Source organism: Mucilaginibacter psychrotolerans (assembly GCF_004519315.1).
Classification (GTDB): Bacteria; Bacteroidota; Bacteroidia; order Sphingobacteriales; family Sphingobacteriaceae; genus Mucilaginibacter; species Mucilaginibacter psychrotolerans.
The window spans coordinates 1-25,118 of sequence record NZ_SOZE01000012.1; the positions used below are offsets into that span (position 1 = coordinate 1).

The 25,118-nt window shown below is 37.7% G+C and carries 21 protein-coding genes and 1 pseudogene; 12 read left to right on the plus strand and 10 right to left on the minus strand.

Annotated elements, in window-relative coordinates:
- The 3 genes and pseudogenes from E2R66_RS13080 to E2R66_RS13090 all read right to left on the minus strand — a co-directional run.
- Positions 1-120: pseudogene (locus E2R66_RS13080) on the minus strand (RHS repeat-associated core domain-containing protein); the annotation flags it as partial.
- A 296-nt stretch (positions 121-416) separates the two neighbouring features.
- Positions 417-1,583 carry a hypothetical protein gene (locus tag E2R66_RS13085; protein WP_134737929.1) on the minus strand — a complete coding sequence of 389 codons (1,167 nt, stop codon included), beginning with the start codon at positions 1,581-1,583 and terminating at the stop codon, positions 417-419.
- A 249-nt stretch (positions 1,584-1,832) separates the two neighbouring features.
- Positions 1,833-2,201 carry a helix-turn-helix domain-containing protein gene (locus E2R66_RS13090; protein ID WP_133231676.1) on the minus strand — a complete coding sequence of 123 codons (369 nt, stop codon included), beginning with the start codon at positions 2,199-2,201 and terminating at the stop codon, positions 1,833-1,835.
- Positions 2,202-2,664: 463 nt separating this feature from the next.
- Here E2R66_RS13090 and E2R66_RS13095 point away from each other — a divergent pair, with 463 nt between their 5' ends.
- The 5 genes from E2R66_RS13095 to E2R66_RS13115 all read left to right on the plus strand — a co-directional run bounded on the left by E2R66_RS13095 (position 2,665) and on the right by E2R66_RS13115 (position 10,961).
- Positions 2,665-3,264, plus strand: coding sequence for an RNA polymerase sigma factor (locus tag E2R66_RS13095; RefSeq protein WP_133231674.1), 600 nt, complete (start codon positions 2,665-2,667; stop codon positions 3,262-3,264).
- Between the two features lie 114 nt (positions 3,265-3,378).
- Complete coding sequence (locus E2R66_RS13100; protein ID WP_133231672.1) at positions 3,379-4,428, plus strand: FecR family protein; 1,050 nt, start codon at positions 3,379-3,381, stop codon at positions 4,426-4,428.
- Positions 4,429-4,630: 202 nt separating this feature from the next.
- A complete protein-coding gene (locus E2R66_RS13105; protein ID WP_133231670.1) occupies positions 4,631-8,176 on the plus strand; it encodes a SusC/RagA family TonB-linked outer membrane protein in 3,546 nt (1,181 codons plus the stop codon).
- Between the two features lie 17 nt (positions 8,177-8,193).
- Positions 8,194-9,573, plus strand: a complete 1,380-nt coding sequence (locus E2R66_RS13110) for a RagB/SusD family nutrient uptake outer membrane protein (protein ID WP_133231668.1) — start codon at positions 8,194-8,196, stop codon at positions 9,571-9,573.
- Positions 9,574-9,590: 17 nt separating this feature from the next.
- The gene (locus tag E2R66_RS13115; protein WP_133231666.1) at positions 9,591-10,961 is read left to right on the plus strand and encodes a TlpA family protein disulfide reductase; all 1,371 of its coding nucleotides are present in this window, start codon (positions 9,591-9,593) and stop codon (positions 10,959-10,961) included.
- Positions 10,962-11,001: 40 nt separating this feature from the next.
- On the opposite strand, the gene E2R66_RS13120 is transcribed toward E2R66_RS13115, so the two are convergent.
- The 5 genes from E2R66_RS13120 to E2R66_RS13140 form a co-directional block, all read right to left on the minus strand.
- Positions 11,002-11,310 carry a hypothetical protein gene (locus E2R66_RS13120; protein WP_133231664.1) on the minus strand — a complete coding sequence of 103 codons (309 nt, stop codon included), beginning with the start codon at positions 11,308-11,310 and terminating at the stop codon, positions 11,002-11,004.
- A 3-nt stretch (positions 11,311-11,313) separates the two neighbouring features.
- Positions 11,314-11,811 carry a MauE/DoxX family redox-associated membrane protein gene (locus tag E2R66_RS13125; RefSeq protein WP_133231662.1) on the minus strand — a complete coding sequence of 166 codons (498 nt, stop codon included), beginning with the start codon at positions 11,809-11,811 and terminating at the stop codon, positions 11,314-11,316.
- A gap of 423 nt (positions 11,812-12,234) precedes the next feature.
- Positions 12,235-12,879: a Crp/Fnr family transcriptional regulator gene (locus E2R66_RS13130; RefSeq protein ID WP_158288408.1), complete on the minus strand. Its 645-nt coding sequence runs from the start codon at positions 12,877-12,879 to the stop codon at positions 12,235-12,237.
- Between the two features lie 114 nt (positions 12,880-12,993).
- Positions 12,994-13,923 (minus strand): helix-turn-helix domain-containing protein, encoded by a 930-nt coding sequence (locus E2R66_RS13135; protein WP_133231658.1) that lies wholly within the window; start codon positions 13,921-13,923, stop codon positions 12,994-12,996.
- Between the two features lie 9 nt (positions 13,924-13,932).
- Entirely contained in the window at positions 13,933-14,511 is a 579-nt protein-coding gene (locus tag E2R66_RS13140; protein WP_133231656.1) for a GNAT family N-acetyltransferase, read from the minus strand.
- Between the two features lie 322 nt (positions 14,512-14,833).
- Between E2R66_RS13140 and E2R66_RS13145 the strand changes: the two genes are divergently transcribed.
- Positions 14,834-17,668, plus strand: a complete 2,835-nt coding sequence (locus E2R66_RS13145; protein WP_158288409.1) for a lantibiotic dehydratase — start codon at positions 14,834-14,836, stop codon at positions 17,666-17,668.
- On the opposite strand, the gene E2R66_RS13150 is transcribed toward E2R66_RS13145, so the two are convergent.
- Positions 17,586-18,521 (minus strand): sensor histidine kinase, encoded by a 936-nt coding sequence (locus E2R66_RS13150; RefSeq protein WP_158288410.1) that lies wholly within the window; start codon positions 18,519-18,521, stop codon positions 17,586-17,588. The two genes, E2R66_RS13145 and E2R66_RS13150, sit on opposite strands and share 83 nt — an antisense overlap.
- Before the next feature lie 290 nt (positions 18,522-18,811).
- Between E2R66_RS13150 and E2R66_RS28355 the strand changes: the two genes are divergently transcribed.
- Positions 18,812-18,970, plus strand: coding sequence for a hypothetical protein (locus E2R66_RS28355; protein ID WP_158288411.1), 159 nt, complete (start codon positions 18,812-18,814; stop codon positions 18,968-18,970).
- A gap of 22 nt (positions 18,971-18,992) precedes the next feature.
- On the opposite strand, the gene E2R66_RS13155 is transcribed toward E2R66_RS28355, so the two are convergent.
- A complete protein-coding gene (locus E2R66_RS13155) occupies positions 18,993-19,736 on the minus strand; it encodes a LytR/AlgR family response regulator transcription factor (protein WP_133231650.1) in 744 nt (247 codons plus the stop codon).
- A 451-nt stretch (positions 19,737-20,187) separates the two neighbouring features.
- Between E2R66_RS13155 and E2R66_RS13160 the strand changes: the two genes are divergently transcribed.
- From E2R66_RS13160 to E2R66_RS13180, 5 genes are all read left to right on the plus strand, one after another.
- Positions 20,188-20,931, plus strand: coding sequence for a LytR/AlgR family response regulator transcription factor (locus E2R66_RS13160; protein ID WP_133231648.1), 744 nt, complete (start codon positions 20,188-20,190; stop codon positions 20,929-20,931).
- 583 nt (positions 20,932-21,514) lie between these two features.
- The gene (locus E2R66_RS13165) at positions 21,515-22,456 is read left to right on the plus strand and encodes a toprim domain-containing protein (protein WP_133231646.1); all 942 of its coding nucleotides are present in this window, start codon (positions 21,515-21,517) and stop codon (positions 22,454-22,456) included.
- 3 nt (positions 22,457-22,459) lie between these two features.
- A complete protein-coding gene (locus tag E2R66_RS13170) occupies positions 22,460-23,293 on the plus strand; it encodes a DNA-methyltransferase (protein ID WP_133231644.1) in 834 nt (277 codons plus the stop codon).
- 120 nt (positions 23,294-23,413) lie between these two features.
- Entirely contained in the window at positions 23,414-23,824 is a 411-nt protein-coding gene (locus tag E2R66_RS13175; RefSeq protein WP_133231642.1) for a plasmid mobilization protein, read from the plus strand.
- A 297-nt stretch (positions 23,825-24,121) separates the two neighbouring features.
- Complete coding sequence (locus E2R66_RS13180; protein WP_133231640.1) at positions 24,122-25,111, plus strand: relaxase/mobilization nuclease domain-containing protein; 990 nt, start codon at positions 24,122-24,124, stop codon at positions 25,109-25,111.
- Positions 25,112-25,118: the final 7 nt, after the last annotated feature.

Consider the following 25,118-nt stretch of genomic DNA (forward strand, 5'->3'; position numbering starts at 1 on the left):
GTTGGAAATCGGATTGTCGAATCCATAATTATACGGCGACCATCTTCTGCCTTTCTCCGCCAACGGATCTACACTCGTCCATCTGGCAATTACAGGATCGTAAAAGCGCGCGCCATAATCGCAGAGGGTATTTAGTACCTATGAGGGCATAAATGGCCGAAAATCTCTTTGACGCGACCGGCTAAAAATCGAACCAAAATTGTAACTATTAGTTAAACATGAATGATAAAAAAAGCCATTAATTTTTGTAATGGATTTTTTCTGAGGCCACTTACTCATTGAATTTTTAAACGATGATTTTCATTTGTTAAAAAGCGAATATGCGATTTTTTTTTCAGCACATACATTCAATTGGAATTCCACTAATAATAATTAATGAAGGGTAGCAGTTATTGGGTTTAAGGGTGGTTAATCGGTTAGTTATAATTTGAAAGATTAAAGTTGGTATTCAGCCAGTTGAGCATACCGATTAACTGACCCTTCAATTTTTGAGCAGTCGCGAATTCTACATCAGTTGATTTTTTCTGTAAACTATCTGCTGAAATATATTCTGCATTTGGCGTATAGAAATGAGTAGCAAAAAACTTAAACAGATCTCCTAAATTCTCTTTGGCCAATAATCCCTTTTCAATTTGCATCCGTAGAAAAAGTCCAAACTGTGGAACGGGTAAATTAATAAGAAACCGTGAACCACCTTTTGATTTTTGATTATCCCGTATAAACCTTCTGCGCAGTTTAACCATCCTTTTTACAGTAGTCGATTTTTCATCAAGGAAATTATTTAATTCGAAAAATAGTCTCTTTTTATTGTTCGGCATTGACAAGCGAGAGGTATTTTCAAGTTCAAAAATCCTGTCTTTTTCTAAAAGAAGCATTTCCTGTTGTTCGTGCAAACCAGGAATATCTTCCAAATTGATTTTCCATTTTTTTATGCAATAACTGTAAAATTCAGAAGTGTTAAAATCATGGATTATCAATAATTCTGCAAGCTTGGTGTTATCTAAATTTTCATTTCGCAACAGAGTTGAAATAATTTCAGAAATATAATTGCTGTCATTTCGAGTTATCCTTTTTTTATGCATTAGTTTTAATAACCCCATTTGAACAATATTTATTAATTCCTTTTCAACCGTTGAAAACTGTAGATTCTGGGACAGTTTATAAAAGTCTTTTTTAAGACCATTTAATATTACGTAGAGGTTTGAATCAGAGATTTTTACTTTTCCAGACGGGCCGGGGAATTGAACATGGAAGGTAAGTATTATGCTATCAAGTTGATGAAGAGTGAAGTTATAGTACTCATTGATATTTTTGGCCTGGGCATGAGATCTGATTAACTTAAATTGTCTAAAAATATAGGAATTAATAGTGTTGCTGAGATCAACTATTTGCGTAATTAATTTTTCGATCTCATAATCACTTAATGAAGTAACTGATATAAGTATTTTCAAAGAATCTGCTTCTTTTACAATATAATTTCTCCATTTATAGAAGTCTTCTGGCGATAATTTTTGACCTATAAATTTTTGTGGGTTTAAAGAATTACGCACGAATGCGATCAGCTGCATTACAATAATATTCATCGATGTCTCCCAATAATTGAATAGTTGATAAAAACCATACAAAACTATTGGCAGGCTAAGGTTGATGAAATACTTAGTTCGGGGATAATAGATAGCTAAATAGGGGTATATTTAATGACAAGCATGCCAATTAAATGAATTCTGCGGAAATAAATATTCCATTTCTGGAATCTATGAAAAATATTTCCATTCCATTTAAACACTTAATCTTTTGGAAACGAGTAAAGGTGGCTGGAAAAGTACTTGCAATTAATCTCCGATTATGATTTTCAATCGTTTAGCAAGTTCTGGATTTATTATTTTCTTCTTCTTTTTAGTTTTAGTCTCCGCGTTAACATGAATTAAATTACCTTCTTGCTCAAATTTTTCAACTTCAGCAATCATTAATTCAGCTTTCATATTAGGCACCGGCTCTATTTTTTGAATAAGCTCCCTAACGTTCAAATTCAAAAAGTTGGCGATTTTTATAAAATCTTTAGGGCTTGGCTGACTTTTATTTGTGCACCAGTCGGATACAGTAGTTTCGTGAACGCCCATGTAAATAGCCAACAAAAAACCCTTAACGCCTTTTTCTGCTAACGCGCTTTTAATCCTATTTAATTGAACTGCTTTGGCCATGTATTACCTTGTGAAAACAAATGTAAGACAGACCTGAAATTCATATTTTCTTATAAATTAGTGTTTATGCCTAACTTATCTGTTAAATCAACTAATAAATTTGGCAAAATAACTAATTGTTTTATATTTGTAATTTGTTAAATTAATTTAAAAGTAGATAATTGATGATATAAAATTAATTTTGCAACACTTAATATCAATCTTGATATAAAGGTGTTCGCTAAGAGCCTCGTCCGCACAATGTGGTAATTGAAAGGACGCGAGGAATAAGTGAGCACCCGGTTCCTGTAGCTTATGCTATGAGGCCGGGGCAGCTTATTGATTGCGTCCTGGTTGGTACTTGTACCAGCCCCCGTACCACACGGGTGTGCGGGCAATTTCAATAAGAACCACTGCTCCGGCCTCATAGCCTCAGCCATCTTCTTGAATTGGCTCTTCTATCTTCAATTCGGAAGGCCAAGCAATGATTTCAGATAATGAAAATTTAAAACTTCTGCTTCAGCAACTCCAACAAGGGAGTGAGCATGCCTTTACAATCCTATACGATCAATTTAGTAAACCAATTTACAGAAACATCCTACGATTAGTTAAGGACGAGGAAATCGCTCAGGAATTATTGCAAGATCTATTTTTAAAGATTTGGGAAATCAGGAGTAACATAAAGCTTGAAGGTTCATTTCAATCTTTTCTTTACAAAGTCGCGGGAAACATGGTTTTTATGTATTTCCGTAAAACTGCAAAGGATAACCGGCTGATTGAGAAATTAATTATATCATATGTCGATTATGATACCAAAAACGAAGATTCAATCATATCAGATGAAAATATTGACCTGCTGCAAATAGCAATAGGTACACTTCCCGCCCAAAGGAAACATATTTACACCCTTTGTAAATTAGAAGGTAAAAGCTATGAAGAAGTGAGTAACCAGTTAGGAATATCAACCTCAACGATTAGCGATCATATCGTAAAAGCAAATAAAACAGTAAAACAGTACTTCTTATTAAATAAAAATTCAGCTGTCCTTTTTTTAATTGGACAATTAATGTTACATAAAAAATAGGTTGTTGAATATCCCAAGTCCAACGAAAAACCTACAATGACTTTTATTTAATTAAAAATCAAAATCTGAGCAGAGTAAATATTCCATCACTGCATGTTGTGATAAAATACGGCATTGGATAAACACCTCCCACTCTACAATCTCTTCGTAAAATACCTTGAAGATAAATGTTCTCCTGACGAGATCAGGCAGCTCTTATTATATTTTGATGATGCGGAAAGTGAATATGTGCTGAGGTCGCTTATAAAGGCAGAACTGGGATTTCTTAGTAATGGTGAGGGCAATGAGCAAAAAGCGGACGCCGCCGTTAAGAAGGTGAAATCTATAATAATTAAGGAAATCGCTGACCGAAATAACCAGGAGTTAAAGCATAACTCAAAGAGAAAATTTGTCTTACAAAATTGGATGAAAATTGCAGCCCTTTGGCTTGTTCTCATCACCTCTGTGTTTTTACTTGTAAGTAGACAAATCGGGAATAACGATAAACGGCAATCAATGAAGTTTGCATCTACCAAGCCTGGCGAACGCAAACTACTTCAATTGTATGACGGAACTAAAGTATGGCTTAGTCCTTCCAGTTCGCTTGAATACCAAGATCAGTTAATAGGTAATTTACGTGAGGTAAAACTGGAAGGCGAAGCTTTTTTTGAGGTTGCCAAGGATAAGAAACATCCGTTTATCATTCATAGTGGCCGGATGCAGACAGAGGTGGTCGGCACTTCTTTCAATGTCAATTCCTACAGCAAACAGAATATTTACAATGTTACCGTAGTTACAGGCATTGTTAAGGTTTCCATGATGTCGGACAAAAAAGAAAAGCTTTCGGAGGTCATTTTAAAGCCGAAACAACAAGCCATCTTTAACAACGCGCAATCAACATTAGCCGACAAATTAATAACAACGGTTGACGCTGTAATAAAAAAGAAGGACGGTATTTTGAGTTACGAGGGAACCCCTGTACCGGAAGTCGTCTCGGACTTGAAGCGCTATTATAATCAATCCATTGAATTGGAAAATAAGTCGGCAGCCTGCCTATGCTACGGCGAATTTGACACAAAGAAGCCGATAGGTATTGTGCTTAGTCAATTGGCGGCGGCTATTGGCGCTACCGTCCGGGAAACAGAAAAAGGGTATTTTTTAGAGGGGGGATGTAATGATAAGTAGTATAACGAAGGAGAATATGGACTGCTGTTTCCGGTAGTCGCCTAACCAAATTTTAACGAATAATCTTAATTGCAAAAAAATGAAAAATTGCTTTACAGGAATGGTATTGCCCTTTTTGTGGCTCATTCGACAAATCTTCGCCGCTAATCCGCCAATTAGAATTTCGTATCACATTCTCACTTAACTCTATTAATTAAACACTATGCTCAAAAATTTACGCTCCAAATTCAGGTACAAATCATTTGTATTAACCGTTACCATTACCTGCTTTTTAAACTGCGCCCTGGCAACCGAAATAGCGCGCTCACAAAGTTTAGATAAGCGCATTTCGATAGATATTGAAAGGAAAACATTAAAAGAAACTCTTGACCAAATTTCCAAACTGGCTCAAGTAGGTATTATATACAGCAACGCCAAAGGCATCTTGAACAAGCCAGTATCTATCCACGTGAAAGAACAGCCGGTCAGTAAAGTGCTTAGTGAATTATTATCGCCTCTGACGCTTACCTATGAAATAATAGGGGGCCAAATTGTTGTAAAGTTCGATAATTTAAGTTCTCGGCCTCCCTCGCAGGAACAAACCCTAAAACAAAGGTTTCCAATAAAAGGAAAGGTTATTAACCTTAATGGCCTCCCCCTGCCAGGGGCAACAGTCAAAATTAAAGGTGGCTCTAATTCTACTTCCACAAATAGTAATGGAGATTTTGAAATAAGTGATGTCTCTGACAGCACTATATTGCAAATCTCATTTATAGGATATGTAACAAAGGAGATCGTTGTTATAAATGATGAATTTATAACTGTGATTCTTCAATCAGCCAGTAACCAATTACAAGAGGTAAGCATTCTATCCACAGGCTACCAAAACATTCCAAGAGAAAGGGCAACTGGATCATTTGCCCAACCAAATAAGCAAATGTTCGATGCCCGAGTTGCCCCTGATATAATAAGTAAACTTGAGGGTATCACAAGCGGGTTGGTCTTTAATAAAAACACTATCTCTTCTAATGCAGGCAATCAGGATTTATCTATTAGGGGAAGAAGCACCATTTTCGCCAATGATCAGCCATTGATTGTCATCGATAACTTTCCATATAACGGCGATATTTCATCCATAAACCCAAATGATGTTGCTAATGTCACTATTTTGAAAGATGCGGCGGCAGCTTCGATCTGGGGTGTAAGGGCAGGAAATGGCGTTATTGTAATTACCACTAAAAAGGGAACAAATAGGGAAGCTTTGCACATTTCTTTTAATAGCAATATCACCATCTCAGAAAAACCGAATTTATCTTATAATCCTAACTTCTTGTCATCGTCAGACTATATTGGAATCGAACAATTTTTATTTAAGAATGGAAGATATGATTCGGCCTTGTCTGATATGGTTAACTACCCGGCGGTAACGCCGGTAATACAACTTTTGAATAAGCAAAGGGCGGGCACGATAACAGCAGATGCCGCCAATCAACAAATCGAACAGTTTAAAGCTTACGATGTACGAAACGACTTGTTGAAATATTTTTATCGTAAACCCGTAGTTCAGCAATATGCTCTTTCATTTAGCGGTGGCTCGGAGAAAGCGACTTATTATTTTTCCACTGGCTTAGATAACATACAGAGTGACAAAATTGCAAACAACAATGAAAGAATTACAATAAACAGCCAAAACACTTTTAAACCAATTAAGGGTTTAGAAGTAACGACGGGTCTTTATTACATTAAAACAAAGGCTAATTCTGATAATACCTTAAACAGTATCTATGGGAACAATTATTTACCATATTTAAAATTAGCAGACGAAAATGGAAATCCACTGGAAATTGACCGTGACTTTTCTCGGGAATTTAAGCAGCAAGCACTTTCTAAAGGATTTTTAGACTGGTCTTTTAAACCTGTCAGTGAACTTGGCCTTTCTCCAATCTTAAATTCGGTCAACGATCTGCGGTTATTTGGTGGTTTAAAATATTCCATTTTACCGGGCTTGAACGCTGAGGTTAAATATCAATTTCAACAAACACAAAACGAAAATCGGTTTGATCAAAGTTTGCAATCTTATAACGTAAGAAACTTGATTAACCAATACTCCATAGTTTCGGGAAATAAAGTAACCGGGTATAATATTCCATTAGGTGATATACTTTCGGTTTCAAATGCAAAGACAATTTCCAACAACATACGGGGCCAATTAGATTATCAAAAAGACTGGCAAGATCATTCCGTATCAGCTATAATTGGTTATGAGCTATCAGAAAGCACTTTGGATTCAAGAGGGGCCTACTACTATGGCTATAACGATGATGTAGGCACGTCCTCACCAGTAAATGGTACAACCACTTTTAATCTAAACCCCTCTGGAACAGGAATTATTAATACAGGTCAGGGGATAGCTGGAACGTTAAATAGAATACGATCCTCTTTCGCAAACGTGGCTTATACCTACTTAGGTAAATACACATTGTCAGGCAGCGGCCGGATAGACGGGTCTAATTATTTTGGAGTTAAGACAAATCAAAAAAATGTGCCTCTTTGGTCGGTTGGCGGCTTATGGAATATTGATAAGGAAAAATTCTATACCATAGATTGGCTACCTTACCTAAAGGCCAGGATATCCTATGGATTTAACGGAAATCTCGATAGAAGTACTACAGGTGTAACTACTTTTAAATACAATGCGTTAGGTGCTACCTATACAAACCAAACCTATGCCAGCATAATTAATATTGGAAATCCTGAACTTAAATGGGAAACTATCGGCATCACAAATTTAGGAATAGATTTTGGCACTAAAAATCAAATACTTTCCGGCACACTGGAATTTTATTGGAAAAAGGGGACAGACATTTTAGGAGATAAGCCGTTTGCTTCCAATACAGGAATTACGAGCCTTCGTGGTAATTATTCTGACATGAAAGGTCATGGATTTGATCTGTCGCTCACGTCAAAAAACATCAGAGGTAAGCTTAATTGGATAACAACTATATTATTTTCTGCTACCCATGATAAGGTTACCCGTTATGAGGTTATAGACCGATTTAGTACTAATTATGTGGGAAGTTATAATTATAATCCTGTAGTTGGTAAACCGGTGTATGGTATCTACAGCTACAAATCTGCGGGACTTGACCCTGCTAACGGTGATCCGAGAGGCTATCTTAACGGTGTAATTAGTAAGGACTACTCATCAATTATAAATAGTACTACACCAGAAGAATTGCAGTATGAAGGGCCAGCCCGTCCGACTGTTTTCGGCGGAATTTACAATTCCTTTAACTATCAAAGGTTTACCCTCGCGTTCAACATCTCCTACAAGTTTGGTTATTACTTCCGTCGAAATTCTGTGAATTATTATGACATGTACAATCTGGGCATCAGTCAATACATGAACAATGATTATGACAAGCGGTGGCAAAATCCCGGAGACGAAAATCATACAAATGTACCGTCAATGGCTCCTTATTCAACGGATGGCTTTAGGGATCAATTTTACAACGGAACTTCAGCTACGGTTGAAAAAGGCGACCACATTCGACTTCAAGATATTAGCCTAAGTTTTGATATTGATAAGTCTGTTTGGAAGGGTTTGCCAGTTAAGCAATTAAGGCTATATGTGTATACAAATAATGTAGGAATACTTTGGCGGGCAAATCACTCTCACTTAGATCCTGACGCTGTTCCATCTATTGGTGATAGCCAGTCAACTATTTCCCCGAGAAGTTTTTCTTTCGGATTAAAAACAAGCTTTTAATAATTAATAAAAACATCATGTATAACACATCAAAATATATAGTACTCGTTATATTTTTAACAGTTACAGTAAGCTTTCAATCCTGTAAAAAAGATTGGTTAAACGGTAAACCTGATAAGTCACTTGTTGTACCTCAAAGTATCAAAGACTTCCAGGCCTTATTAGATAACACAACCCAAACGTTTAATAATTCACAAGGTTGCGGTTTAGGCGAAATTTCAGCCGGTGATTTTAACATTACGTTCGCCTCTTGGCAGTCTTTGTTTACCAATCAGGAAAAATCAGCCTACATATGGGAGGAAACATCCGATTTCTATAAAGGCGAAACCAGTTCAGATTGGGTCAGCTCTTATAAAAGAGTATTAAATGCCAATGTGGTGTTAGATGGGATATCGAAAGTTAACCCTGCTGCTTCAGATATTGTTGCCTGGAACAACGTAAAGGGCAGTGCGCTATTCTTTAGAGCTTTTGACTTTTTCAATCTTTCGCAAGAATTTTGTAAAGTATACAATTCATCATCAGCGCAAAATGATTTGGGTATACCATTACGTCTTGAATATGACATCAATGTGCCTGCGAAAAGATCAACTTTACAAAACACATACGACCAGATCATATCAGACCTAAAAAGTGCAGCGTCGCTATTGAATACTACGCCTTTATATAAAACGCGGCCATCGAAACAAGCTGCATTCGCTTTATTGGCGAGAACTTATCTGTCAATGAAATCGTATGGACAGGCAGGTTTGTATGCCGATTCCGCTTTACAAATCCAACATGATCTGTTGGATTATACAAAGCTAAATGTCAACAGTAATAATCCATTTGCAAGGTTTAATGCTGAGGTGATATTTCAAAGCATCTTTTCCTACGGTATTTTCTCAACTTCCAAATTGATTGTTGAACCCTCTCTTTATAGCCAATATAGTCAGAACGATCTTCGAAAATCTGCTTACTTTCTCTCATTAGCAGGTGGTGGCGTTGCATTCAAAGGCAGTTATAACGGCGATAAAAATCTATTTGGAGGACTAACAACTGACGAACTTTATTTGATCAGAGCAGAATGCAACGCGCGAAATGGAAACATCCCGTCTGCTTTATCAGATTATAACGCCTTGCTTAAAACAAGATGGTCAGGAACCTATACAAACTTCACTACAACAGACCCCAAATTAGCATTATCCCAAATTATTTCAGAACGAAGAAAAGAGTTAGTCTTTAGAGGATTACGCTGGACGGATTTGAGAAGATTAAATACAGAAGATGATTTCAAACAAACACTGGTCAGAACGCTGAACGGACAAACCTATACGCTTGCTCCTAATGACCCAAAGTACGTTTTTCCTATTGATGAAACCGAAATACGATTAAGTGGCATACAACAAAACGACCGTTAACCATTAAATTTTTTGACATGCACACTTTCAAATTAAAATTCTTAATACTGCCAGTCACTATAATTCTTGTACAGTTAAAAACTGTGTATGGCCAGCAGAACTTTTTGAAAATCGGAGATAAGATACCCAACATAAAAGTTAACTTAATAAACTATCCTACGCCAAACGCTGAAATTAGTGATTTTAAGGGTAAGCTATTAATGTTGGATTTTTGGGCAACCTGGTGTAGTCCATGTGTTGCCTACATACCCAAAATGGATTCTATCCAAAGGATTTTTAGCGATAAAGTCCAAATTTTGCCCATTTCCGATGAACCTTTTGAAAAGATTGACCAATTCAGCAAACATCTTTTGAAAGCAACTAATATTAAATTGATTTCGGCCTTCAATGAAAGCAGGTTAAAGAAAATGTTTAATTTTAATTCAATACCATTTTATGTATGGGTAAATTCTGAGGGCACTATTATTGCAATGACATCTGCCGAAGAAGTTTCAATTCAAAATATAGAAAAAATATTAAGCAATCAGCAAACCATCGTAACCTCAAAGAAGCAATTCAAAAAGACTATTATAGATCAAAAGAAAACAATTTTCAATCTACATTACAACGAATTGCTGACAGATAATAGCATTCTTCCTCATGAGATAGATGATAATCTGATTTTAGGACAATCTATTGGCACCAGCTTTATTCCTGGCTTACCGATTGGCCGGACGACAAACGACAGCTTACATTATTTCTCAACCAATACTTCGATATCAAGGATATATGCTCATTTATATTCCATGATCTATTATGGATATACAAACCTCGGCATCCAATCTGAAGCAAGAACAGTATTTGAAATAAAGAACAAGCAAAAACTTGAACATCTTAAAAATGATCAATATGGCAGTGCTTACGAAAAATTTTTAGAAGCAAATGGTGCCTGTTACGAAATAGTATGGCCAAAAGACATTGCTTTCGGGGATTATAAAACGAAATTTAACTTGATAAAGAGCGATTTAGATAGATACTTTGGTATCCCTAACGGTTTTGACACTAAAATTGAGAAACGTCAAGTAAAAGAATGTTTAGTGTTGGAGAAAACGATTACGGATAACCTTTTGAAAACAAAAGGTCATAGTCCCCAAGAGAACTTCGATCGTTATAATTACAAAATCGTTAACAAGCCTTTTAGCACTTTTTTTAACAGATTAAGTGGCTACTATTTTCAATTATCTGAAATGCCCATAATAGATAAAAGCGGAATACATGAGAATGTTGATCTTGAGCTTAAATGTAACATGACGGATCTGAAAGAATTAAATTTGGAATTAGCAAAATATGGATTAGTTCTTAGAAATAGGCCGGAGATAGCCGACGTTTTAGTTTTCTATGAACGTTAAAAAAGAATGTCCTGAGCGTTCAGGACATTCTTTTTTAAATTTATTCAAAGTGGCCGTCTGTTTGTGAACCAGTTTGGAAAGTTACACCTGAAGATGGTAGCGCAGTACCGTCAACGGTTGGAGTTGGGTTACTGCCAATATCCCATTGTGCAGTACAAAGTGAGCCTCCAGATTCACACCTGTCCTCGTTATAAAATTGGTAACTGGCAGGATTGCTTGCCGGCGTGGATGGATTAGTTTTATAATAGGTTACGATGTTAACATCTTTTTTTGCTGATGTAAATGCACTGAACCCAAGTGCCATTGCGCCTACTAACAGGCCAAAGGCGATTTGTTTAAAATTTTTCATTTTTTAAATTTTTAAAGAAGACGTAAATAAATTAAAAAGCCGGATTGCAAACATGGCAATTGATATAAATGCGAGATTAAACCATATATGCTGTGACCAGCTTAGTTTTTCAATGGCCCCGCCGCAGTGGCATGGTAAGTTTTTTTCCCAAATCAAAGCACTGATAATGTAAAAAGTAAATGCGGTCATGACAGTAATAAAACAATACAAACCGATTTTTGCGGTTTTTGGGATGAGTAAAAGCATAGCGATAAAAACTTCAACCATTGGAACCGCAAAAGAAATAAATACAGCAAACCCACTAATGAGGTGTACTCTTGTCAGACCCTTTAAAAAACGGTCATGATCTATTATTTTGGCGTAGGCAGTATAGATAAATAGTGCCATACATAACCAACGTATAGCAATCACTATTCTTTCCTTTGTTAGTTCTGAAATTTGAAATCTTGTTTTGTTAGCCATCATACCTTCCATGCAAAATGCTTCTAAGAGGGCCATCATTAAATTCTTTTTGCCTCTTAGGTGAGCGCCCCGAGTAAGTTCTACTACTACAGTCTATCTTACTCTTGTAAAATGATCCGCCTGGAGCCATCCGTAAATACGGCGAATCTCCGATTATGAATAATCGGTTGGCAAGCCGGTTTCGAGGAACAAGAGGAATTCACTATTGAAATTGTTTTACAATCCCCAAATCGGTTTTTCTGATAGAAACTATTTTGAACGTTTCCGATTCCTAACTTTGCGATAATTGTAAGGAAGGAAATAGTAAGAAAAGCTATCCGATGTATCGTCCCGACTCCCATTTCATAGAAAATAAATGTATGATAAAGGTAGTCCTGTATATTCCAGAAAGGCGTAAACTTTTGTTCAAAAAAGATTGAACAAATGGTCAAAAAAAATTTACCAAATGATAAATTTCTTCGATTACGGGTGACCATTGACTTTAAGTAATCGGCTCAGGGACTGCGGCGTAATACCCAGGTAGGATGCGATAATCTCTTTTGAAACCTTTTGTTCTATTTGAGGATACCTACGAAGCATTTCAAGATATCTTTCCCAACCGGATAGTCCTATGAGATCGTTTGTTCTTTGGGTTTGATAGGATACGTATTGGAGTATAAGACATTTATTAAATATCTCTGCAAATGGAAATTCTTCATATACTTCTGTTAGTTTTTGGCGTGAAATCGACTTTAATCGACTTCCCGGCATGACCTCGATATGTAATTCCGATTTTTCCCTTTTAAAAAAACTGTTCGGCTCGGTTATGATAGAAGCGGCATCCCAGAGACATACAGTTTGTTCCTTACCCTTTTCCTGGTTATAATAATAACCCCTTGCAAATCCGCTTTCTAAGAAATAAATATTTTCTGCTATTTGACCTGCGTTTAATAAGATTTGGCGATGTAGATAATGACTGGATTCTAATTTTAGATCAACACACTGTATAAACTCCTTTTGGTCTAATTCGTTCCTCATTTGTTCTGGTAATGGCTTCATGGCAAAAAGCACATCATATAAACTATGTATCTGCATAATATTTAGTCCAATTACTTCGAATCGCTTCATTGCATCCGGTTTTGCAGGCAAAGGTATGAGGGTAACTATGCAGCATAAATACTCAAATCGGGGGTTTGACATAACTAAATAGTGGTATGTTTTATGACAATACCCCATTTTTAATTATTTGCGATGATTTTGTAGTTTATGAATTAATGCCGCCCGGTTTTTTACCGCGGTCTTTTTAAAGATGTTTTGAATATGCTTTTTAACTGTTTCCTCTGATATAAACATGGCCTCTGCAATTTCACTGTTCTTCATGCCCTTGTATAATTTCTGAATAACGAGTATTTCACTTCGAGTTACCCCATAATGCATGCAGTTTGCTAAAAACTCTTCTGGGCTCATTCCATCTATTGTAGAGGTTAGTAATTTATTGTTAAAATCCTGCCTTGCCATTCGAACTGACCTTGCAATAAAAAGTACAGTGATTATCACAATTCCGGTATTTGTACAAAGTACTTCCGTTAGCTGGCTTTCTTCTACTAATCCAAAAAAGGCTAACGCAGCCCAGGGGGTAACAGCACAACACATCGCGATCTCTTCCAGATAATTTAACTTATTTCGGTTAGTACTATACTTGCGATGAATGGCTTTGAAAATCACACAAAGCAGGACAATTGCATAAATTAAGGGCACGATCATGCCAAAACGGATGTCAACATTTAACTGTCCATTGATAGCGTAAACGATGACAAAAAATATTACATAAGGAAGAATTAGAAATAAAGGTACCCCAAATAAGGCATGCCAACGGAGCGCCTTTAAGTCAAAGCCTTTATAAAAATAGAAGGGGAAATATGATGCCATAAGAAACCCCGTACCATAAGCGATCATTACCTGAACATTGAGCGGGATCTTTATTTTCGGATCAGGAAAAAGTCCGCCGGTAATGTTATACAATAACATTAAAAGTAAAAGCAATAAATACCAGCCCCTATTACTATCTCTTGGCCAATACAAATAGCTCGCCAACTGGAAAAGGAACATAAGTATTTCCAGCCCAATGAAAATGGCCGTCACAATATGAATTTGAGTTCCGAAAACCAGCATAATTCTGAATTAGTGGTCTGGTCGTCGTTTTAAAAAGGACAGCGAATAACCTAAGGTCATTTGGTTATAAATTTCAAAGCCAAATGATTGGTACCAGGGAATGTTTTTCTGGGTGGATGTTTCAAGGTAAAGTGGCAAATTCATTTCGCTGAAACGTGAAATAATTTGCATTAACAGCTTACTACCAACACCTTTTTTCTGAAATGTTGGGTCAACTCCAATAAACCAAAGGTAGGCCATCTTTTCATTGGGCTGAATTTGTTGGATTTTCGCTTCTCTCTTTAATGTTTTACTAACTCCGAATATGCTTATTGCCTGAAAAATCAGCCGGATATTCAGCCAAAGAGATCTGGCAGTTGTCTTTTTGTTTTGTGGATACAAAATCAAAGCGCATCCCTTTTTATCATCTGTCATCCAAACCTCTCCGAACATGGAGCACATTTCGAAAGAATAATCCATCAATGCTTTTATCCTTTCAAAACTATTTATGTCATTTCGGACCACATATTTAACGCTCTGATTATCTTTAAATGAATAACTCAAAATGTTTATCACCGTCGTCTTATCAACCGCTTCAGCCTTTATCATAGGTAAATGTATTAGTGAACTGCAAAATTTATTCAAATCTGAATTTTCCCTTTTTATGATTAATAATAGCTTGTGCTGTCATTTGACAAGGGATAAATTTTTGATAAAATAAAACCAAAACAAAATTAACTATTGTTTAAATGCAGGTTACCAAATGGTAAGGACTATATCGCCCGAATTTTTACTATTCTATCCCGAAAATATGCCCATCTATAAGATATGACGGATTTCACCATAGAATAACCATTCTTTTGAAGAAATAATTGGTGAAATATAGCACCCGCTACAATGCGGTTCTGATAATAAATTTACGATGGAGTTAATGGCGTTTGACATATTACTTTGCCGGACACCGGTGTTTAGTGTTGAAGACGACCTAGAAGAAAAATGGGACGAGCTTAAAACTATGATCCGCGATTCATCACCTCCACTATTTGAGATTATTAAAGATCTTGATTATCCTCAATTAAAATCAGCCGGTAAAAAGATCAATTATTCCATTTGGAAGTATTTTAATAGGGCCCGATTCCGTGCTACACCATTTGGCCGTTTTGCAGCATTTTCAGCTGTCCATTTGAAAAATGGTGAATGCCCCAGCCTAGTTTTGAAACACAAACTTAATACACTTGATTTAATAGATTGGGGCGCAAAGGATGGTCAACTTAATGATTTCCGAAAGGTTCTTAAATATGCAGAATGGTTTCAAATAAATTCATCCATCTATCGCGTTCGCAGTGAACTTAGATTTATACGGTTTAAAAATGACTGTTTTGAAATAGGCTCAGTTACGACATTCCCGGAACTTGATACTATCCTGGAACATTGTATTGAAAGGATACAGAAGCGTGATTTATATAGGGTAATGCAGTCGGGGCATGAACTCAATATTAAAGATGTTGACATATTATTGGAACAGATGCTCACCCTTCAGTTGATTTTATGTGACAGACTCCCGAATATCACTGGTGAAGATTACTTTAAAAGACTTAGTGTTAAAAAGGAAACTACGCATATAAATTATACAATTGCTGAGCGAAAAGTCGAATCAGGTGGATTTGATTTAAACCGCGTTAGGAATGTCCCCAATTTGGTCAAATTTTTGCAGGCTAATTTACCACCGGCAGAAAACGGGGCACTGAGCGATTTCAAACATGCATTTTTAAAGAAATTTGAACAATCTGCTATACCGCTTCTTATTGCGATGGACCCGGAATTAGGAGTTGGATATAAAAATCTTGCTCATCCCGTAGAAGACTTGGATTTAATCGAGGAAATCAATAAAACCAAACGCTTGCCTGAGTCAAATGACACGGTTAGCTATACCAAATTGCACAATTTCCTATTGAATGCTATGCTCACCGGGACTGAAATCAAGCTCGATAATTTTACGAATCAAAAGGACATTGATCCCTTGTCGCTACCTAATAGCCTTAGTGTGATGTTGCGCCTGTATAATGAACAGCCTGTCATTGAAAGCATTGGCGGCTGCACTGCAAATGCGTTAATTGGCCGTTTTACGATGGCAAGCCACGAACTTACGCTATCAGGACAGCATATCTCTGCTTCAGAAAGTGATGCAAACCCTGATTTGATATTTTTTGATATTGCCTACCAGGCGGAAAAGGAAGTAGACAATGTAAATCGCCGGAAGCAGTTATACCCTTATGAACTTCCGATCCTAACTTGGTCATCCCATCAAGCCACGCTTTGTTTAGATGATATATTGGTAGCCATACGAAATTTCGAAATTATCCTTTGGTCAAAAAAATACGATAAGCGATTGATTCCCCGGATTCCCTCAGCATACAACTATGGCCGGTCGGATTTATCGGTCTATCGCTTCCTTTGTGATCTGCAACATCAAGGTATTAAATCTGACCTCAGTTTTAATTTTCAGCACTTCTTCCCAAACCTGGTACGTTATCCACGCGTTACCTATAAGGACATCATTGTTTCGCCGGCAATGTGGCTGATACCTGAAAACATAAAGAAGCTTTCGAATTGTGACGATACGAAAAATTCCATCTTGCAGCTAAAAGCCTGGTTTCAAAACAAAGCCATTAATTTTTGTATAAGATCCGGAATATCCGACCAGAAATTATGTTTCAATCCCAACGAAGATTCAGACCTAATTGCCTTGTTATCTTATTTCCGGCAAAACCAATCCGGTGATATTTATATTTCCGAAGCGTTGCTTCCAGAGAAATCAGAAGTCTCAGATATAACGGGTAAGCCCTACATCGCTGAATATATCTTGAACTATGGCCATAGCGAAAGGGTTTACAAAGGCAATTATTTGATAAATGAAAAAAACAGTATGTCGCCAAGCAATATTTTACCAGGGGGTGATTGGCTATATTTTGAAATTTACTGCCACCCTTCCCGGAGTAACGAAATTTTGCTAAACCAAATTAATGAATTTATAAAGGAGTCACAGGAGCAAATTAGTAAATGGTTTTTTATACGATATGATGATCCTAAACCTCACATTCGTTTACGGCTTCAAATAGTCGACAGCTCGTTTGGTTATCAGATTGTCAAAAACCTGAAATCATTTTTGGAAAATGATTTTCACACCGGTCTGATTTCGGATATTCAAATAAAAACCTACTACCGCGAAATTGAAAGATATGGTGCAGGCAGAATAGAATTTGTTGAAGAGTTCTTCTTTTTAGATAGTTTAAATGTTAAATTGTTATTGGCAAATAGACATCCCACTATCCAATTATACTGTACAGCCTTAAACCTTTTTCAAAGTTTATTTAAGTTGTGCTTCAATAGCATAGATGTGGAGATTGATTTTGCAACAAACATGGCAGATACTTTCAAAAATGAGTTTAGTTTGGACCATCGAAGTTTAAAGAAAATCAATCAATCTTTTCAGTACCATAAGCTGACACTTAGTGGTACAGGTGGCAAATTACTTCCGGATCTATCGTCGTCTTACACAAAGGTTTTACTGAATATATTGAATGATTGTGATTCCGAGCACCAAAGGATGAAAATTATCGCGGACCTGCTCCATATGCATATTAACCGGCTTTTTGATTCCCATCAAAGAAGTCATGAGGCGATTATTTATCAATACCTGGTAAAGCTTTTAAAGGCGAAACAGGCGGCATTAGCAAATCTGCAGGAATTCCCAGCCGAACGATAAAATGATTTGACTCGGTTGCTTTATAACTAAAAACAATGTCTTCCCCGTAAGCGTACTTTAACCTTTGCTCCGTATTACTTATTCCTTTATGGTTTCCAGCGGGCCTTATTTGATTGTTTATCAAATTATCAGTTTCAATAAATAGCATCCCATCCTGGTTATAAATTTTGACAATGGCGCCATGGTTTTTTTCGGTGAGATTACCATGCTTAAAAATATTTTCTACCATTGTCAGTAAGACCAAAGGGATTAAATAAAATCGGCGGACTTCTTCCTGGTATTGCAGTTCAAAAAGTAATTTATGATTTTTCCTGATTTGGTTTAAGTATACCAGGTTTTCCACCTGGTCTATCTCATCACTTAAAGGAATAAATTCACCCATTTTATCAGAATCAATTGCGTAGCGCATCATTTCAGCCAAAGTAATAATAGCATCGGCAGCTGGAGGTGATAGTTCAACAATACTATGGTAAACGAAATCTAAAGTGTTAAATAGGAAATGGGGGTTGATTTGGGCTTTTAAGAATGCATTTTGTGCTTTGGTCAATTCCTGTTCTGATTTCTGCCGGTAAATGATATCATTTAACCGTTGTTTTTCAAGTTCATTTGTTTTTCTCTTCTCGATGGTGTAAGTAATCAGATAATAATAGCCAGTCGCATATCCGATAATATATAACTCCCTGAAAAGAGTCCTCAAATTGTATTCGTAGTTTAAGGTTAATGGTTGAGGGTTAGGTAGAATATGTTTCAGTATCAGCAATTGATCCGCATAGAAGGATAGTAATAGAAATGCACCAATTTCCGAAAACAAAACCGTAGGGAGCCTCCAAAAAATATGCTTTTTATTTTTCAATATCCATGGTAAAGCCACATGAGCATGAAGATAGAATAGAACTATGATGATAATGTAATGAACGATATAAGTTATTGGATTACCGAAAACATGAAAAACAAGTCCTATCGAAAAAGATTCATAAAGGATGAATATTACCCACACAAGAAGATGTAGTCTATACTTGTTGATCCAATTTTTAATAATTTCTATCATCTAAAAAACCCTTTCTAAATAGGAAAAATACCATTGCGTATAATGGTTTTTAACCGGCCACCAATTCACCCTAAGTTTCATAAAAAATAAAACTTATGAAACACAAACTTTTTAAAATTAGCGACAGTACACTATTTGTTTATAAGTCGCTGAAACCTTTAAACGGCGAAACGACCACAACTGGTACTGACCCAACAACTACGGTAATGACAATGACTGTTTCCGGTCTACACCATTCCAACAAACAAAAATGATCAGTTACTAAGAGGCAGGGTGTCATTCTTTGCGCCTTGCCTTTATTAGCTTTTCTGACAAAAATGTTGTAAAATCCTTTCTGTAATATTCTCCAACTGTGATCTGAATTCCATTTACCATATTAATTGTATTTCCATCAATGTTATCGATATGCTCCTTACTAATGATAAAACTCCGTTGAAACTGTTCGAAATTATTAAACCGCGTAAAAATTTTGGAGATCTCGGTAAGTGACATGTAGGTGAGGACTTTTTTAGAAACAGTATGGATCATCACATAATTTTGTTTGCTTTCCACCGCGATCACATCGTCATATTTGATTTTTACGATCTTTAAGTGCTCATCTTTATTTTTTACAAAGAAGTAATTATCGATTACTTTCTCCACTACTATGGGTTTTTCATTTGGCGGGAATAATTTTGAGATGGTGGAGGCAAATTTTGTGAGCGTATATGGTTTTAGAAGATAGGCATCCGCTTCTGCTTCAAATGCCAAATAACCATATTGTGTATAAGAAGTGGTAAATACCAGCTTGCGCGTTTTTTGCCTGATTTCCTTTGACAGTTCAATGCCAGTTATTTTCGGCATATCGATGTCGAGTAAAATAAGATCTACCATATCCGAATTAACCAAGTCGATCAATGCCTCTAATGGGTCTGTATAGGTTTTTAATACCGACAAATTCGGAATTGAATTGATATAGGCTTTGAGTCCTTCAATTGCATAGGCCTCGTCATCTATAATTATACATGTATTTATATTCATAATAAAAAATTAGTTCACCCAGCCCATGGATTTTAATGTAACACATTGTGATAAAGCTGTTTGTAAAGCAAAATCAATATTGACTATCAAAGAAATAAATTATTAGGGGTATTAACCTGGCGAAGGCAGCGGCAGTAATAATTTTCTAATTATTTTTAAGAAAGGAGCTTCTAAATAAGAAAACTCTCCTTTCTATGTAGAAAACAGGCCTTTTGGGATAACAAAGCCCAGTTATGAACTTAATACGGCTAAATTGGTGAAAAAGTTGTTTTCATATATCTTAAACCATGTTCATTATAATTTAAAAATTAGTAGGGCCGTACTAATCTGACAGATATGGTTCGACTCAGGCACAGTTACGTATTACACAAAATATTACTTACTTTGTCTTAAGACAAGTATCGGCCCTTCTCAACGGGCGAACTTTCTGATCGGCATAACTTAAAATCATATGTTGAACTGCATTATTATTGATGATGAACAATTTTCTGTTGATTCGATTCTGAAATACATCGAGCTATTACCGAAACTAAACGTCATTGCCATTTATAATAATCCGCTCCATGCTTTAGAAAATGTTTCCAATGATGACAAAATAGATTTGATCTTCATGGATATAGATATGCCTTTTCTTTCCGGCATAGACCTCGCTAAGGCACTAAGATCTAAGACGCAAAAACTAATATTTACCACTTCGCATTCTAAATATGCATTCGATGCCTATGAGGTCGAAGGAGATGCTTATTTGTTGAAGCCTTTCACTTTTGGAAAGTTTTCAACCACTATCGCCAGGCTGTTTCCAATTGAACCAAAAACTAAAATAACTGAAGCATCATCAGACGACGACTATTTCATGGTGAAGAACAAGGAAGAAGATCTGCGTATCGTTAAAGTATGTTATAAAGAAGTTATTGCTTTCGAAAGTTTCCATAACTATGTCAAAATACACTTAGCAAGTAATAAAATTCTTACGGCCTATTTAACCATAAAAGATATCTTGGAATTGCTGGGCTCCCGAAATGAATTTAAACAATTTCATAGGGCATTCATCATTTCAACGGATTGTATCAATTATATTGAGGGTAACACGATCCGCATGGACAACAATTTGTCGTTTACTGTCGGGGAAAGTTATCGCGATAATTTCACATCATATTTATCCAACAAACTTCTCAAGACTGCCCGAAAACGATAATCCTGTTTAATCGGAAAAATTTACCAGGGCTGGCTTTATTCTGCAATACCTACGTCCACCGGGTGTTATGCATTTTTTTCATTGCCCGATTTTTAATATCATTTAAAAAATTAAAGGATAATTTACTTTATTAATAAACAAAATCACTTTCTAAAACCCGCTTTAATTAATTTAAAGCGGGTTTTTCTGTTTTAAGCAACCGGGGGTGAAATGTTTCTTTCACCCCCTTTCCCTGTTTCTGCATATCGATATCCGCTTGCTTTGCCTCCATGATTATCAAATCATTTGGAGCAGGCAAACTGGTCCAATCGATCTTTGACATGCGGGGACAAAACATTATCCGGCCCAGAAGCTGGAAATTTTGTGAAGGTGAATAACTGAAAGCACATTGGCAGGCGTAGAGCCCGGTTTGTAGAAACCGACGTGAGTAGTCCCGAAAAAATACCGGCAGAAGTGAATTCAACGGGATCGTTACCCGCTGCCGGTCCACTTAAAGTTTGACTGGTTTATCATCGCCAGAACAGGCCGCAATGACCATCACAGTATTAATTCCACGCTAATTATTAATTCAATTAAATATTTTATGGCAAATTTATTAACGGCCAGTGAGCTCAAAGAACAGGGTTCGCTGGTGGATCTATTAAGCCGTTTGGGCTACCAGCCGGTTCCCAAACGAGGGCGCGAAAAAATGTATGTCAGTATGCTGCGGAAAGACGACACCAACCCATCGTTCAGTGTCAATGACGAACTGGGTGTATGGTTTGATCACGGTTCCGGCAAAGGCGGTAACATCATTGATTTCGGTTTGGCCTATTGGAAAAACCTGGGCTTTAGCGATGTGGTCAAAAAGATCCAGGAAGTCTGTTCGATTGAGCCCACAGAAACGAGGCAGCTAAGGCCACGAAAGCCGGTGAAAGTCCAATATGTAGTAGAGCGTGTCAAGCCACTCGGCGTTCACCCCGCCATAACGGATTACCTAAAGAGCCGCGGCGTCTTTGACGTCGCCAAATTCTACCTCAGTGAAGTTTACTATTATATCGAGGATGAAAACGAAACCCGCAAACATTATTTCGCAGCAGGCTGGCTCAACGAAAATAATACCTGGGAAGTAAGGAATAAATATTTTAAGGGCGCTATGGGCCATAAAGGGATCACCTTTGTTCCAGGACATCCTAAAAAGGCGGCGCTATTCGAGGGTTTTATGAACTTCCTGAGCTGGCGCATCGAAAACCCAGAGGCGGATCACAGTATCATCGTTCTAAACACCCTAACACTGTTACAGCAAGGCATTAAGAAAGCCAAAGCTTTTTCCAGCTTGGATATCTACTTTGACAGGGATAAAGGCGGTAAAAACGCCACCAGGGATTTTATAAATGTCCTGCCGTATGCAACCGACCGCTCCAAGGCATATGAAGGATTTAACGACTACAATGATAAAATCAAATCACAATTGAAATCGGTTGTGGTCAGCGAAAAGAAGAATACTGATTTCTTTTCCGGCGTACGAGTGCCTTTTTCGAGGTAATTCATGAACGCCTCACTGATTCCATACCTCAATAAAGTGACTGAGGGTGACTGCCTGGTTGTGATGCAAGATTTCCCTGACCAATGTATCGATCTGGTTTTATGCGACCTGCCTTACGGCACGACCATCAATCCCTGGGATATTCCGATTGACTTTACACAGCTCTGGAATTGTTACCAAAGGATCATTAAACCCAACGGCGTTATCGCACTGACTTCAGCGGGTATTTTTACCGGCGAAGTTATTTTAAGTAATCCTACCTGGTTCAAATACAAGATCGTGTGGATCAAATCGAAGTCCACAAATTTCCTGAATGCGAAAAAGCAACCGCTCAGGCGGCACGAGGACATCTGCATATTTTATAACCGGCAGCCGGTTTACAACCCGCAGATGATACCGGGACAAGCCTATAACAAGGGTTGGAGAAAGGAGCAAACCACGGGTTGTTACGGGAAATACGGGCCGTCACAGGCCATTAGCAGTGGTGCACGTTATCCTTATGATATTTTGTTTTTTGACGAGGAAGAGCCCGACGATTGGTTTTATTGCAAGACTTGCGAGCACGAAGCCACCAGGCCTTATCACCCGACGCAAAAACCGGTGGAGTTGGGTCGATACCTGATTCGGACATTTTCCGCGCCTGGCGCAGTGGTGCTGGACAATGCCAGCGGCTGCGGCTCCTTTCTGATCGCAGCCATAAGGGAGGGCCTCAATTTTATCGGAATCGAGAAAAACGACGGAGCCTATCATCAGAAGGTAGCGCCAATCGATTTCGTCAAAATCTCGCGTGAACGGATAGCAGCCGAACCCGTTCCTAACTTCTTATTTAATGGTTGAAAACGCCAATCAGCTTATGGGTTTTTCCGTTGCTTTTGCAACGGCAAGATGTCTTTTTGTTACACAAAAAGTCACTTGCCCTTCCAGGGGGGAGTTAAAAAATTCGCAACTCATTTTTTCATGGGTGATCCAAAAAAACTAACAGGCAGGCCTCAGTTAAAAGAGGGTAAACGGACCAGGTGGGTTAATGTCCGGTTCACCGATGAGGAATATAAGGAGATCACCGAACTGGAACAGGAACTCGGTAAAACCAAAACCGAGCTGATCAGGATGCGGGTTTTGACCGACATGAAGAAAACCGTAGTCAATTCCAAAGAATTGATCCGTTACCTGGATTCAGCCGGCGCGGAAATGGGACGGGTTGGAAATAATATCAACCAGTTGGCCAAGTATGCCAATACCCTTCGGTTAAAGGGCCGGTTAGATCCATCGGTGGCAAGCGAGTTCAACTTGCTGTTTAAGGAATGTATTTTGGTGCAAAAACAATTGGAAGCGGCCCTGCGAAAGATCATCCGGGCGATGGGAAATTAAGCCACAAAGATCGTTAACTAAAAAGATTTAAAGATCGGTTGATTATTTGATTTGCAGATCGGAGGATTCAAAGATCGGTTGATTAACGGATAGGTTGATTTGCAGATAGGCAGATTATCTGATCGCGAGATCGGTAGATAAGTTGCTCACCGGATCATCCGATTGGCAGATAGGTAGCCTCAAAGATCAATTGCTCATAAACTCCTTAGATTGGTTGCTCATTAGATAGCCAGATCATGGGATCAGGTGATCAGTTGGTAGAGGGTTCTCCTGGTATCCTTTTTTAATCCTTGCCTCATGATCGCCCACATCATTGAAAAAGCCTGCCGGACTTTTGCCGGTGTTAGGTATAATACCGATAAGGTGGACCGAAATACGGGCGAGCTGATGCTGATCGCCAACTTCGGCGCGATGCACGCCTTATCCAATCCACGCCCCCAGGACCTGATCAATTACCTGATGATGGTTTCGGCCCAGAATAAGGTGATCAAAAACACCCAGTTTCATGCAATACTATCCGCCCGTGGCAAAAACTATAACAAGCAGGAATTAACCAAAGCGGCTGTCATGTGGCTAAAGGAAATGGGCTATGGACACCAACCTTTCCTCATTGTATTTCATAAGGATACTGATAATAACCATGTACATATCGTAAGTACCAGGGTCGGTAAAGACGGTAGGCAGATCGACCGTGATTTTGAACAGGTACGGGCAGTTAGAAATATTGATAAGGTGCTGGGCTATACGTTTGCCATGCAATACAACTTCAGCACGAAGGCCCAGTTTTATCTCATCCTTGAAAAACAGGGCTACCTCGGTAGGGACTATTGTAATGAGCAAAGGCTGCAAAAAAAATTAAACAGTTATGTGCCGGATAAGGCAAGAATAGCCGAGCTCAGATCCATTTTTCTGGACTGCAAATCAGATCAGGATTTTGTGAAACGCCTGCAAAGGAAGTTTAATGTTGATCTGGTATTTCACTCGGCCAATGGAAAAAAGCCCTATGGCTACACGGTAATTGACCACGCTACCAAACAGGTTTTTAAAGGCAGTGAGATCTTAAAACTGCAAAACCTGGCAGATGAGAATTTTAACTATGAAAATTCAATCAGGCCCGTTACGGATCTTCATGATTATTTAGACGAGGATTCGATCACCTATTATTCAGAATATACCCCCGAACCGGTACATATCAGGCCGGTAATGATCGCTGATGACGTTGATGACCAACAAGTGCTTGGGATGAAGCGCCGCCGTCAAAAGAAAGCAAGAACAAATACCCGATAAGGGATAA